The organism is Methylophilus sp., from assembly GCF_052437885.1.
Lineage (GTDB): Bacteria > Pseudomonadota > Gammaproteobacteria > Burkholderiales > Methylophilaceae > Methylophilus.
This window is the reverse complement of record NZ_JBQVPB010000002.1, coordinates 260,126-272,472: the sequence shown is the minus strand read 5'-3', so window position 1 is coordinate 272,472 and position 12,347 is coordinate 260,126. Positions and strand designations below refer to the sequence as shown.

The 12,347-nt window shown below is 54.7% G+C and carries 12 protein-coding genes; 4 read left to right on the top strand and 8 right to left on the bottom strand.

Annotated features, from left to right (window positions below; translation table 11 throughout):
- The first annotated feature begins 3 nt into the window (after positions 1–3).
- On the top strand, positions 4–999 hold the full coding sequence (gene hemB, locus ACT6RZ_RS03105) for a porphobilinogen synthase (protein ID WP_444700778.1): 996 nt from the start codon (positions 4–6) through the stop codon (positions 997–999).
- A 202-nt stretch (positions 1,000–1,201) separates the two neighbouring features.
- On the top strand, positions 1,202–1,591 hold the full coding sequence (locus ACT6RZ_RS03100; RefSeq protein ID WP_444700723.1) for a YidB family protein: 390 nt from the start codon (positions 1,202–1,204) through the stop codon (positions 1,589–1,591).
- A gap of 46 nt (positions 1,592–1,637) precedes the next feature.
- Here the strand turns inward: ACT6RZ_RS03100 and pyrE are convergent, their stop codons facing one another.
- Positions 1,638–2,285: an orotate phosphoribosyltransferase gene (gene pyrE / locus ACT6RZ_RS03095; protein WP_444700722.1), complete on the bottom strand. Its 648-nt coding sequence runs from the start codon at positions 2,283–2,285 to the stop codon at positions 1,638–1,640.
- Positions 2,286–2,312: 27 nt separating this feature from the next.
- On the opposite strand from pyrE, the gene ACT6RZ_RS03090 reads away from it, so the two are divergent.
- Together ACT6RZ_RS03090 and ACT6RZ_RS03085 are read left to right on the top strand one after the other, a co-directional pair.
- Positions 2,313–3,086, top strand: a complete 774-nt coding sequence (locus ACT6RZ_RS03090; RefSeq protein ID WP_444700721.1) for an exodeoxyribonuclease III — start codon at positions 2,313–2,315, stop codon at positions 3,084–3,086.
- A 32-nt stretch (positions 3,087–3,118) separates the two neighbouring features.
- Positions 3,119–4,315 carry an MFS transporter gene (locus ACT6RZ_RS03085; protein WP_444700720.1) on the top strand — a complete coding sequence of 399 codons (1,197 nt, stop codon included), beginning with the start codon at positions 3,119–3,121 and terminating at the stop codon, positions 4,313–4,315.
- 1,116 nt (positions 4,316–5,431) lie between these two features.
- Here ACT6RZ_RS03085 and ACT6RZ_RS03080 read toward each other — a convergent pair.
- The 7 genes from ACT6RZ_RS03080 to thiD all read right to left on the bottom strand — a co-directional run bounded on the left by ACT6RZ_RS03080 (position 5,432) and on the right by thiD (position 12,164).
- Complete coding sequence (locus ACT6RZ_RS03080) at positions 5,432–6,562, bottom strand: pseudouridine synthase (protein ID WP_444700719.1); 1,131 nt, start codon at positions 6,560–6,562, stop codon at positions 5,432–5,434.
- Positions 6,563–6,606: 44 nt separating this feature from the next.
- The gene (locus tag ACT6RZ_RS03075; RefSeq protein WP_444700718.1) at positions 6,607–7,863 is read right to left on the bottom strand and encodes a biosynthetic peptidoglycan transglycosylase; all 1,257 of its coding nucleotides are present in this window, start codon (positions 7,861–7,863) and stop codon (positions 6,607–6,609) included.
- Between the two features lie 9 nt (positions 7,864–7,872).
- A complete protein-coding gene (locus tag ACT6RZ_RS03070) occupies positions 7,873–8,187 on the bottom strand; it encodes a (2Fe-2S) ferredoxin domain-containing protein (RefSeq protein ID WP_444700717.1) in 315 nt (104 codons plus the stop codon).
- 86 nt (positions 8,188–8,273) lie between these two features.
- Positions 8,274–9,218, bottom strand: coding sequence for a TonB family protein (locus ACT6RZ_RS03065; RefSeq protein ID WP_444700716.1), 945 nt, complete (start codon positions 9,216–9,218; stop codon positions 8,274–8,276).
- A gap of 18 nt (positions 9,219–9,236) precedes the next feature.
- Entirely contained in the window at positions 9,237–10,607 is a 1,371-nt protein-coding gene (gene mpl, locus ACT6RZ_RS03060; RefSeq protein WP_444700715.1) for a UDP-N-acetylmuramate:L-alanyl-gamma-D-glutamyl-meso-diaminopimelate ligase, read from the bottom strand.
- An 86-nt stretch (positions 10,608–10,693) separates the two neighbouring features.
- On the bottom strand, positions 10,694–11,320 hold the full coding sequence (thiE, locus tag ACT6RZ_RS03055; protein ID WP_444700714.1) for a thiamine phosphate synthase: 627 nt from the start codon (positions 11,318–11,320) through the stop codon (positions 10,694–10,696).
- Positions 11,304–12,164 (bottom strand): bifunctional hydroxymethylpyrimidine kinase/phosphomethylpyrimidine kinase, encoded by an 861-nt coding sequence (gene thiD / locus ACT6RZ_RS03050; RefSeq protein ID WP_379058183.1) that lies wholly within the window; start codon positions 12,162–12,164, stop codon positions 11,304–11,306. Before thiD ends, thiE begins: the two co-directional genes overlap by 17 nt.
- Between the last annotated feature and the right edge of the window lie 183 nt (positions 12,165–12,347).

The window sequence follows — 12,347 nt, the reverse complement described above, 5'->3', positions numbered from 1 at the left end:
ATCATTTTGAGCCAATTTCTAGCTATCCGCCCACGCCGCATGCGTAAAGACGACTTTTCACGCCGCCTGATGCGTGAGAACGTCCTCACCGTGAACGACCTGATCTACCCGGTATTCGTGCTTGAAGGCGAAGGCAAGGTCGAAGAAGTGAAGTCCATGCCCGGCGTGCAGCGCCAGAGCCTGGATGAACTGCTGAAAACCGCTAAAGAATGTGTGAAACTGGGCATTCCGGCCCTGGCACTATTCCCGGTCGTGCCACAAGCGTACAAAAGCCTGGACGCCAAAGAAGCCTACAACCCGGAAGGCCTGGTGCCGCGCACGGTCAGGGCGCTCAAAAAAGCATTCCCTGAACTGGGTGTGATCACCGACGTCGCCCTGGACCCCTACACCACCCATGGCCAGGATGGCCTGATAGACGATACTGGCTACGTGCTCAATGATGAAACAGTTGAAGTACTGGTCAAACAGGCGCTATGTCATGCCGAAGCCGGTGCCGATGTCGTCGCCCCTTCTGACATGATGGATGGCCGCATCGGTGCCATCCGCGATGCGCTGGAAGACAGCCGTTACATCTATACGCGCATCATGGCTTACTCGGCTAAATACGCCTCTGCCTTTTATGGCCCGTTCCGTGATGCGGTCGGCTCCGCGGGCAACCTGGGCAAGAGCAATAAATACAATTACCAGATGGACCCCGCCAACTCCGACGAAGCCTTGAAAGAAGTCGCGCTGGATATTGAAGAGGGCGCCGATATGGTGATGGTGAAACCAGGCATGCCCTACCTGGATATCGTACGCCGCGTGAAAGACGAGTTTGGCGTGCCTACCTATGCTTATCATGTGAGCGGTGAGTATGCGATGCTGAAAGCAGCAGCGCAGAATGGCTGGTTGGACGAGCGAGCTTGTGTGCTGGAGGCGATGCTGGGGTTCAAGCGCGCAGGCGCGGATGGAGTACTGACTTACTATGCGATGGACATCGCGAAATGGTTGAAAGAGTAACGACTCTTTCACATTAGACAGCAAATATTTCTTATTGCGGCATGCTTAAAATAAGCGAGGTTTTTTTTCGCGTGTAGGTGAGCAATTTCCGCTTGCTCCTGTGTCGGACAGATGCTTTTCGCCCCTAGGCGAAAAAATGCCTTACCAAGTGACTGACATCTCTCACAGTAAAAATAAAAACTTAAATTATAAGGAGTCACAATTGGGATTATTCGACAATCTAGCCAGTAGCATGATGAACAAAGTCATGGGCGACAAAGCCCCCATGGCCAAACTGGCCATGGAGTTATTTCAGCAATACGGCGGTTTACCCGGCATCCTGCAAACCCTTAAAACTGCCGGTTTGAGCGAACAAGTCGATTCCTGGGTAGGCACTGGCGCCAATCTGAATGTCTCCCCGCAACAGATAGGTGCGGCCCTGGGCACCAGCGTGTTAACCGGCATTGCCAGCAAACTGGATATCAGCACCGAAGAACTCACGGCGAAGATCGCGGAATATATCCCGGATGTGGTCAATCAACTGACGCCTAACGGGGCGGTGGAAAATAATCCGGCTTTGATCATGTCGCGGTTAATGGGCATGCTCAAATAAAAATTAGCGCGTTCAATACGCGCTATTTTTATGCAGAATGACTGTGTTAAACGATGCAGTATTGAGCGCGGTATGCCTGAATAGCCGGAAAGTGTTGCGCCAGGCTGTCGTTGCCTTGCAAGTAAGCGAATAGATCAGCCAGTTTGGCAATGCTCACCACCGGCATCTGGTTGGTTTGTTCGACTTCCTGCACTGCCGAAAGCTCACCCAGGCCTTTTTCCTGTCTGTCTAATGCGATACTCACGCCACAAGGGGTGGCGCCGGCCTGGCGTATCATGTCTACCGATTCGCGGATAGAAGTCCCGGCTGAGATCACATCATCGATGATCAGCACGCGGCCCTTGAGTGGCGCACCGACCAGTGTGCCGCCTTCGCCGTGGTCTTTGGCTTCCTTGCGGTTATAGGCATAAGGCAGGTTCTGCCCCATGCGCGCAAAGGCGATGCTGATCGCCGACACCAGCGGAATACCTTTATAGGCAGGGCCAAACAGCATGTCGAATTGCAAGCCAGACTGTAGAATACTGTGTGCGTAAAACTCACCCAGTTTGAGCAGGCTTTCACCATCATCAAACAGGCCGGCGTTAAAAAAATACGGGCTTAGCCGCCCGGCTTTGGTTTTGAATTCCCCAAAACGTAACACCTGTTTCTGGATGGAAAAAGTAATAAAATCGGCACTGAGTGGTTTTGCAGTCATTTGAGAAAAACAGAAAGAATTTGAACAATGCGTATTATAACCTTGAACCTGAATGGCATACGGTCAGCCTGTAACAAAGGCTTTCTGCCCTGGCTGGCTGGCACTGGCGCCGATATCGTCTGCTTGCAGGAGCTCAAAGCACAGGCGGCCGATATGCAGCCGGAAATGTTGCAACCGCCGGGTTATCACGGCTATTTCCACTACGCTGAAAAAAAGGGTTATAGCGGCGTCGGCATATACAGCAAACAGCCTGCCGATAAAGTGATTATCGGCCTGGGGCACGCGGCTATCGATGCTGAAGGCCGTTACCTGGAATGCCAGTATGGCAACCTGAGTGTGGTGTCTTTATACCTGCCCAGCGGTTCAAGTGGTGAAGAACGTCAGCAATTCAAGTTTCAGGTGCTGGCCTTGTTTCTGCCGCATCTGGAGCAACTGGTCGCCGGTGGCCGCGAGGTGGTGATCTGTGGCGACTGGAATATCGCCCACCAGGAGATAGACCTTAAAAACTACAAAGGCAATCGCAAAAATTCAGGCTTTTTGCCTGAAGAGCGCGCCTGGATGACAGATATCCTGGGGCGTGTCGGCTGGGTCGATGTTTACCGCACCTTGCACCCGGAAACCACAGATGAATGCTATACCTGGTGGAGCAACCGTGGTCAGGCCTGGGCGAAAAATGTGGGCTGGCGCATAGACTACCAGCTTGCCACACAGGCTTTGGCACAACGGGCCGCCGCAGTCAGTGTCTATAAAGAGCAGCGTTTCAGTGACCACGCACCGTTGATCGTGGATTACCGCGACTAGACAGGCCAGCTTTCTGGCTCAGAGAGGGGTATATGCATAAACAGATCAGCCTGTGGCCGGTAGTCATCGCTGCGGCTGCCATCCTGGCGGTCACCATGGGCATACGCCAATCGCTGGGCCTGTTTGTTTCGCCGCTGAACACCAGCACCGGGCTGGGCATAGTCAGCATCAGCTTTGCGATGGCCATTGCCCAGTTCGCCTGGGGGCTGGCGCAACCGTTGTTTGGCATGCTGGCTGACCGGGTAGGCTCATTCAAAGTGATCGTCATCGGCACTGTGCTGATGGCAGCCGGGCTGGCCATCACCCCGTTTGTCAGCTCTGAATTCGGCCTGGTGTTTGCGATCGGCATCATGACGGCGGTCGGCGCCGGTGCCGGCAGCTTTTCTATCCTGATCGGGGCAGTGGCGGCCCGCTTGCCCGCTGAACGCAGGTCTTTTGCCGCCGGATTCATTAACGCCGGTGGCTCATTCGGACAATTTATATTCGCCCCCCTGGCGCAGGCACTGATCCACTCTTTTAACTGGATCAATGCCTTGCTGATCCTGGCATGCACATCATTAGGCAGTATCTTCCTGGCCCTGCCATTGCGGGAAAAGCAGGCCGCTATTGCACAACCGGCTGCCCAAACTGTGCAAACTATCACTCTCAGGCAACAGATAGGCAGCGCTTTTAAAGACCGCAGTTATCTGTGCCTGCATGCCGGATTTTTCACTTGCGGCTTTCATATCGCGTTTCTGGTCACCCACCTGCCTGGCGAGGTCAATATCTGTGGCCTGGCACCTGCGGTAGGGGCGACCTCACTGGCGATCATTGGTTTAGCCAATGTGCTGGGCAGCCTGTATGCCGGCTGGCTGGGCCAGTACCAACGCATGAAAATGATCCTGTTCTGGATGTATGCTTCACGCGCTGTGGCGGTAGCCGTGTATCTGGCAGCACCAAAAACCGAACTCACCTTTTATATGTTTGCCGCCGTGCTTGGCTTCACCTGGCTGTCTACCGTACCACCCACCGCCGGGCTGGTGGGTAAACTGTTTGGTCCGCGCTATCTGGCGACCCTGTTTGGATTGACTTTGCTCAGTCACCAGATCGGTGGTTTTTTTGGCGCGTGGCTGGGTGGGCTGGTGTTTTATGCCAATGGCGATTATCAGTGGATGTGGCTGGGGGATATCGTGCTGGCGACATTGGCGGCGCTGGTGAATCTGCCGATCAGAGAGACTAAGCCTGAATAGGGTCTCGCGCAACAGTTCTGCGCGTCGTAATGACTGGCTTCTGCGGAGTTTGAGCCCTCTGCAATAAGGATGCATGACAGCTCGTCATTCTGGCGTAGGGTGTAGCAGGGGTTTCTCTGAGCATGCTCAGAGCCTGCGAAACGGTTGGCTTATGCAGAAGCCAACGCGCCCTGCAAGGGAGAATCCAGGCAACACTGATGCTTCGCTTAGTAACGATAAATAGTCCCTGACTACTCACATGGTGGTTGAGTATTAATAGGTTATTCTTTGGATGATTTGAACGTTGCTTTTCGCCTGTAGAGGAGTGGTTTTCTAATGTTCTTATGTTGGACAGATGCTTTTCGCCTGTAGGCGAGTTACTTTTCTTTGCTTGCCCAAAGAATAAGTAACCAAAAGAAAGGGCACCCTAGCTTCCGCTTTCTTCCTGCGTTGCTCACCTCAGGACTTTCGTCCGTTGCTTTGCCGGACTTAGGCATAAGCGGTCACGAAACTCGCCCTGACAAGCCACACACTTCGTGGCTTGTTGCGGAGCTCAGACAGTCGCTCCCTTCCTCCTTATTTTGACTCCGCTACTCGGCGCGTCAGATAGGGGCCCGTTTAAAACCACCACGTTTAAAGAGTGGTGAAGCTCAAACTGCACAGGGCGCTTAGTAACCCTCTTAACTTCCAAGACTAAAACCCACCAACCCACCAACCAACCGATTCTTTTGGTTTGTTGGTGGGTTTTGTTTCATTTTGGTTTTTTGATTTGTTTTATTTCACTGGTCGCGCGGGAATAAATGCAGCTAGTCTCACCTTAACTGAGCGCGTGTGGTTTTAACGGGCCCCTATCTGACGCGCCGAGTAGCGCAGGCAGCGTGGGAGGGGTCGGCCAGCGTCTGTTCGAGTTCCGCGGTGGCTTGCGTCTTGTGCAAGCCGCTAGGGCGAGTTTCGTTGGACGCCCACGTTGACGAGCAACGCAGGAAACAAGCGGAAGCTAGGGTGCATTTCTTTTGGTTACATTTTCTTTGGGCAAGCAAAGAAAAGTAACTCGCCTAGAGGCGAAATAAAATGCCGAAACAGAGCACAGAACCGTCCAAAGAAACACCGACTAAAGCTTAGCCCGCAATACTGCCATCAAAACTTCTCATTCGCCGCTAAATACCGCCACTGCCCCGCCGGTAATTTCCCCAAATTAACCCTACCGATGCGGATGCGCTTCAGGCCCACCACCTTCAACCCTACCAGCTCACACATGCGGCGGATCTGCCGCTTGCGTCCTTCGCGCAGCACAAAGCGCAACTGATCCTCATTCTGCCACGAAACCTTGGCTGGCTTGAGCTGCACGCCATCCAGGCTCAAGCCATGATTCAATTTTGCCATGCCATTGGCACTCAGCTCACCCTCTACCCGCACCAGGTATTCTTTTTCTACGCTGGAATCATCGCCTATCAATACTCGCGCAATGCGTCCGTCCTGAGTCAGTACCAGCAGGCCGGTGGAGTCTATATCCAGGCGTCCGGCAGGTGCCAGGCCGTGATACATCCCTCGGTGGAAGGTTTTCTCGGTTGGGTCTTCTGACCACTGATTTTCGGGCTTGACCAGAACCACAGCCGGTTCATAACCATCTTCGGCCTGACCACTCACATAGCCAACTGGTTTATGCAGCAGGATGGTGACATTTTCGGCCTGATATTCTTTGGCGTAGGTGCTGATAATGATCTCGGCATCGGCATCTATGCGCGTGCCCAGGGTTTCGATGATCTCGCCATTGACCTTGACCCAGCCGTTGACTATCCAGTCGTCGGCTTCACGGCGGGAACACAGGCCGCGGTCTGCCATGACTTTGGATAATCGGGGTTGCGCATCCGGGTCTACTGGCGGGATGGGGCGTCTGGGTGGCGCATCCTCACGACGCACAGGGCTATCGGCGCTGTATGCCTTGCGAGTATCACGCTGTGAGCCATAGCGAGAGTCGTTGCGTGACTCACGGCGGGGTTCATTGCGGGTTTCATTACGTGGCTCTTTACGTGCATAAGGTTTATCACCGGGTTTGCCTTCATGCCGGCTGCGCTCCTGCCGCACCGGCTTTTCTGCACTGGCCTGCTGTCTGTCAGCAGGAGCCGTTTTTTCAAGCACTTTAGGCGCAGGTTTAGGCGGTGGTTGCGTGCGGTCACGCAGGGTAGATGAGACGCGACGCACCGGTTTGCTGCGCTTGGGCGTTTCGTCACTATCCGCAGGGGGTTTATTCAGTTTGATTGTACTCAAAATACGGGTCCCGACTTGATTGGGGAATAAAGTGCTATTGTAAGTTATCCGGCGGCTTTCACCGGCCTAAAATTCAAATTGCCGGGCTCTTTACGCGCACTGCGCGGCATAAAATGCAGGATATCTTGCGCGCGCTTTAGATCTGGCTGTTGCTGGATATACTGTTTTTTCCAGGCGCGGTGTGGGTTGCTGATAATGCCAGCCAGCCACGCGGCTTGTATCGGGTTCAGTTTATCTGGCGTCAGATCGAAATAATAGCGCGAGGCAGCATGTGCGCCGCAAAGACTGGGGCCCAGATCCACCGTGTTCAGGTAAAGCTCGAGGATATCGGTTTTGGTCAGTGCAGCTTCCAGTTGCACAGCGTAGAGCAATTCCTCTACTTTACGTTTCCAGGTGCGCTCGCCGTTAGTGAACATGTATTTCGCCAGTTGCTGGGTAATGGTACTGCCACCGACTTGTTTATCCGCGCTTTCCTTGCCCAGCAGATGTTGCATCTGTGCGATCACATAACCGGGATGGTGCTTGAATTCGGCATCCTCGGCGATGATGGCAGCCACCGGCAGCCAGCGCCCCAATTTGTCGTAAGCCACCCATTGCATGTTTTCCGGGTGCTTGTGCTCATCCAGCAGCGGGCAGTCATACTGTAAGGGCAGCGTGGTGGCGGCGCTGATATTCAGGCCGGAAACAGCCATTGCCTCCAGGTGCGGTTGCGCGCTCCATTCCTGCTTGGGCCAGCGCAAGGTTCCCGAAGCACTCAGGGAGCCGGCAACCACCGCCTGGCTTATCACAGCAGAATGCGGCTGCAAAGGTTTAAGCAATGCCTGCAATGGCGTTTGCGGCAGTTGCCAGGTCAGCTTCAGGTTGCGCATGCTGATCTTGCCAGTGAAATCTATTTTAAACAGCGGCTGCGTTTCGCCCACTGCGAGGTAACCATGGATATGCTGCTGGTCCATTTGCAGCCAGAGTTCTACCATGGGGAGGACGATGGGCTGATCACTGACCGACTTTGCCTCTATCCAGCAATCGCGGCAGCGGGCGCGCAAACCATCTTCGTCATATAACTGGATATCGCCGTGGTGCAGATTAAAAGCCTGCCTGTCCAGCAGCCAGCGCCCGGGGGCGGAAGTCGCCAGCATCAACAGCGGTAGCACCCGCACTTGCACCCCGCCAGCCACCGGCAACCTGACGCGCCAGGCCTGCTCATCATAGGGTTGCCAGATCCAGCCAGCCAATGCCAGCAGCGTCAGCAGCGTGACGGCCAGCAAAGTGAGCAGCAGCCTTTTAAACCACAGTAACAGCATGCGGTTGCCCTAAACCAGCAGGCGCTCCACCACTTTGCCGTGCTGCAAATGGCTGCTGATGATCTCGTCGATATCTTCATTGTCGACAAAGGTATACCACACCGCCTGCGGGTAAATGACCATCACCGGCCCTTCGCCACAACGGTCCAGACAACCGGCACGGTTGATGCGCACTTTGCCGGTACCCGCCAGGCCGTGTTTTTTGACGCTTTTCTTCATATAGTCAAAGGCCGCTTCAGCCCCCAGGTTCATGCAGCAGTCTTCGCCTTTTTCGCGCTGGTTAAGACAGAAAAACACATGATATTGAAAGTGACTTTGATTCATAAGGTTGCTTTCCGGTGCCGCTTAAACAAATGATCTTTGGAAAAATACCACAGAAAAACCTGTGCGCTAGAAAAAGATTGGACGCTTTATTCTGTTGAAAGTTGGTGGTCTTTGCTGAAGGTCCAGGTGCGGGTGATGTTCAGCACATCGGTATCGCGCCGTATATCTGCAGCAAACGCCGGGAATGGCGCCGCCAGTTGCACGATGCGGCGCGCGGATTCATCAAGCAGGCGGTTGCCCGAGCTTTGCTCTATCTTGATGTTTTCTATACTGCCATCGGCGCGTATCGCTACCGTCAATAGCAATTTTCCATACAGCTTTTTCGTGCGCGCCGCTTCGGGGTAGTTAAGGTTGCCCACCTGCTCGATCTTTTGCCGCCATTGATCGACATAATTGGCAAAGCGGTATTCACGCGTGCGCGCACCTATGAACTGGCGCTTGGGACGCATTTCGTATGCATCCTGCTGTTTGGCGATCAGGGCTTCCAGCTTTGCCATCTCTTGCATGGCCATGATCTCCGGCTGCGTCTGCACCGGCTGGTTCAGCGCTTGCGGCGTCGGCTTTCTGGCAGCGGCCTGCGTTTGTGACAGCGGTGGGGCCTGCACGGTACTCACTGCCTGACTGGCTTTGAGTTGCGTCAGCAGCGCCTGCGCTTCCTGCTCCAGTTGCGCCACACGTTGTTGATGGCGCTGCAACTCTGCGTCCTGCGGGGTCGCTGGCACTGCGGGTTGCATGGTCGCCTCCGTCGCTTGCGGGGTAGTGGCAGGCATTTTCTGCACACTGGGCAAGGGGCTTTTCATCTGGCGTTTTTCGTCGGTGTTACCGCCCCTATCCAGGTTGGACTGTGCCAGCGCATCGGCTTTTTTAGGTGCTTGCTGGGTCTTGCTGTTCACCAGCATCACTTTCAGTGAGGGGATCTGGTCTTTAAGCGCTTTTAATTCAGGCTGAAAATGTAGCGTCAATAGCACTGCATGCACGATCAGCGAAAACCAGACAGCCCACACCAGTGGCGAACGTTCACGAAAGCGCATAGGGCATCTGCCGCCTGTTTAACCCTGCAAAGCCTGTAATAATTGCTGGTGCACACCACCAAAACCGCCATTGCTCATCACCAGCACATGGTCGCCGGGTTGGGCCAGAAGGCTGACAGCTTGCACCAGCGCAGAGAGATCCTCAAACGTTTGCGCTTTGTCTTGCAGGGGGGCGAGGGCAGCGGCTGCATCCCAGCCCAGGTTGTTGGCGTAGCAGAATACGGCGTCGGCATCGCGCAGGCTTAGCGGCAATGCGTCTTTCATCACGCCCAGTTTCATGGTGTTGGAGCGTGGCTCCAGCACCGCCAGTATGCGCGCCTGGCCTATCTTGGCGCGCAGGCCGGCCACGGTAGTGGCGATGGCGGTAGGGTGATGGGCAAAGTCATCGTACACGGTGATATTGTTGACTACGCCTTTGACTTCCATGCGGCGCTTGACGTTTTTAAACTCGTTCAATGCCTCGATCGCGATACAGGGCGCGACACCGACATGGCGGGCAGCGGCGATCACCGCCAGTGCATTGCTGCGGTTATGCTCGCCCATGAGCGCCCAGCTGACATTGCCCTGGCGCTCGCCGTTAAAGAACACATCGAAGCGGCCTTGCGCATCCACATTCTGCACTTGCCAGCCGGCAGCACTGTCTATGCGCTCAACAGCACTCCAGCAACCTCTGGCCAGCACGCGGTCCAGGCTTTGCTGCTGATTGGCGACGACCAGGCCTTGTTGCGGCACGGTGCGCACCAGGTGATGGAATTGTTTTTCTATCGCCGGCAGGTCTTCAAAAATATCGGCATGGTCAAATTCCAGGTTATTCAGCACGGCAGTGCGGGGACGGTAATGCACGAACTTGGAACGTTTGTCGAAAAAGGCGGTATCGTATTCGTCGGCCTCGATCACAAAGAACGGCGAGATGGATTTGGGGTCTTGCCTGGGCGCTTGCGGCAAACGGGCTGACACGCCGAAATTCTCCGGCACACCACCGATCAGGAAACCCGGTGCCAGGCCGGCATATTCCAGCACCCAGGCCAGCATGGAAGAGGTGCTGGTTTTGCCATGAGTACCGGCCACCGCCAATACCCATTTGCCCTGCAACACATGCTCGGCCAGCCATTGCGGGCCAGAGATATACGGCAGGCCCTGGTTGAGGATCTCTTCCATCAGCGGATTGCCGCGGGCGACCACATTGCCTATCACATACATATCCGGCTTGAAAGCGGTCTGGCCAGGGTCAAACCCTTCTATCAGCTCTATGCCTTGTGCTTCGAGCTGGGTACTCATAGGCGGATAGACATTGGCATCACAGCCGGTGACACGGTGCCCGGCCGCTTTTGCCAGCACGGCGATACCGCCCATGAACGTGCCGCAGATACCAAGGATATGAATGTGCATAGAATTTACCGAATCAATTTAAGCTAGGCATTTTACCAAACAAGTTTTGATAAAACGGCAGCCAGGAAACTCAATCTCAAGAAAACTCAATTTTTCGCAAACAACGGCAGGTACTGGCGACAACGCGCCGAAATATCACTGGCCTGGAAAATATCCGTGATCACAGCCAGCGCATCGGCACCGGCGTTGATCAGCGGCGGCGCATTATCCAGGGTGATACCGCCTATGCCGACCACCGGCAATGACAGTGTTTGTTTCGCCCGGGTGAACAGGGCCGCATTGGCGCGTGGCGCTTCGGGCTTGGTAGGCGAGGGGTAGCAGGCGCCGAATGCGATGTAATCTGCACCTGCCGCTTGTGCCTGCTCTGCCAGCTCAAAACGGTTATAGCAGGAGGCGCCTATGATTTTGCCTGCCCCCAGCAGCGCTCTCGCTTGCTCTATCGCCTCATCGTGCTGGCCGATGTGCACACCATCTGCATCCAGCGTCAGCGCCAGGGCGATATGGTCGTTGATCAATAAAGGCACTGCCGCCTGACGGCATATATTTAACAGCGCACTGGCCTGCGCTAGCCGCAATGCCTCACAGGCGGTTTTATGGCGGTATTGCACGATGGCAACGCCGCCTTGCAGCGCCTGTTTCACCTGCTGGCATAACAATGCGGTGTCGTCGCAGTCTGGCGTGACCAGGTACAGCCCTTTAATGCTGTAGCTCACTGGCTTTTTCCTGTACCTCGGTCTCGCGTGCCCAGAAGAAACGGTCAGGGATAAACTGCCCCATGCCGGGACGGAAAGCATGGCGCAAAGTCTGCCAGGTGAATTCCTGTGCTTCATGCACCGCTTCTTCAATGGTCAGCCCGTGCGCCAGGCAGGCGGTGATGGCGCTGGTAAGGGTACAGCCAGAGCCATGATAGCTGCCTGGCAGACGTTCCCAGTGATAATCCTTGATCAGGCCAGGCATATTGCTCAGCTGCATGCCGTACAAGCTATTCACCACATCGATAGAGCGCTCATGCGTGCCGGTGATCATGACGTATTCGCTGCCCATTTCCAGCAGGCGCAGCGCGCACTCTTCCAGCGAGCTGTGTTTGACCTCATCGCCCTCATCGTAATAGGCAAGGCGGCGCGCTTCCAGGCTGTTAGGCGTGATCAGCGTCGCCTGCGGGAACAGTAGTTCACACATGGCGGCCTGCATTTCTTCATTGGAAAGCTCGTCACCCCGGCCTGAAGTGAGTATAGGGTCTATGATCAGCGGCACATCGGGGTAATCGGCCACGATTTCGGCGATGACGGCGACATTTTCCACGCTGCCCAGCAAACCGAGTTTGAATGCGCTGACGGAAACATCTTCAAGAATGGTACGCGCCTGGTCATTGATCCAGTCGGCATCCAGCGGCATGACACTTTCTACACCTACCGTATCTTGTACCGTAATGCCAGTGATGACTGAAAGCGGGTAGCAACCTATGCTGGCAAGCGCCATGATATCCGCTTGCACACCGGCACCACTACTGGGGTCTGTTGCTGCAAATGTAAGAACGGTCGGGGGAGTGATAGCCATGAAAATTCCTTTGGAGCGGCTGACGGGAATCGAACCGCACAAACCATATCATCGTAAGCTATTGTTTAATAACAAATTATGAGCGGCTTAAAAACTATTTATTAGTAGTGAATCGTATTAGTAATTTTACTATGGAAAGTTAGATTGTCCGAGTAATTGATAACATATTTAACTTCATTTGGT

Coding starts and splice junctions, on each gene's coding strand:
- pyrE (WP_444700722.1), bottom strand. CDS start 2,285: ATGACTGCAAAACCACTCAGTGCCGATTTTATTACTTTTTCCATCCAG.
- ACT6RZ_RS03090 (WP_444700721.1), top strand. CDS start 2,313: ATGCGTATTATAACCTTGAACCTGAATGGCATACGGTCAGCCTGTAAC.
- ACT6RZ_RS03085 (WP_444700720.1), top strand. CDS start 3,119: ATGCATAAACAGATCAGCCTGTGGCCGGTAGTCATCGCTGCGGCTGCC.
- ACT6RZ_RS03075 (WP_444700718.1), bottom strand. CDS start 7,863: ATGCTGTTACTGTGGTTTAAAAGGCTGCTGCTCACTTTGCTGGCCGTC.
- ACT6RZ_RS03070 (WP_444700717.1), bottom strand. CDS start 8,187: ATGAATCAAAGTCACTTTCAATATCATGTGTTTTTCTGTCTTAACCAG.
- ACT6RZ_RS03065 (WP_444700716.1), bottom strand. CDS start 9,218: ATGCGCTTTCGTGAACGTTCGCCACTGGTGTGGGCTGTCTGGTTTTCG.
- mpl (WP_444700715.1), bottom strand. CDS start 10,607: ATGCACATTCATATCCTTGGTATCTGCGGCACGTTCATGGGCGGTATC.
- thiD (WP_379058183.1), bottom strand. CDS start 12,164: ATGGCTATCACTCCCCCGACCGTTCTTACATTTGCAGCAACAGACCCC.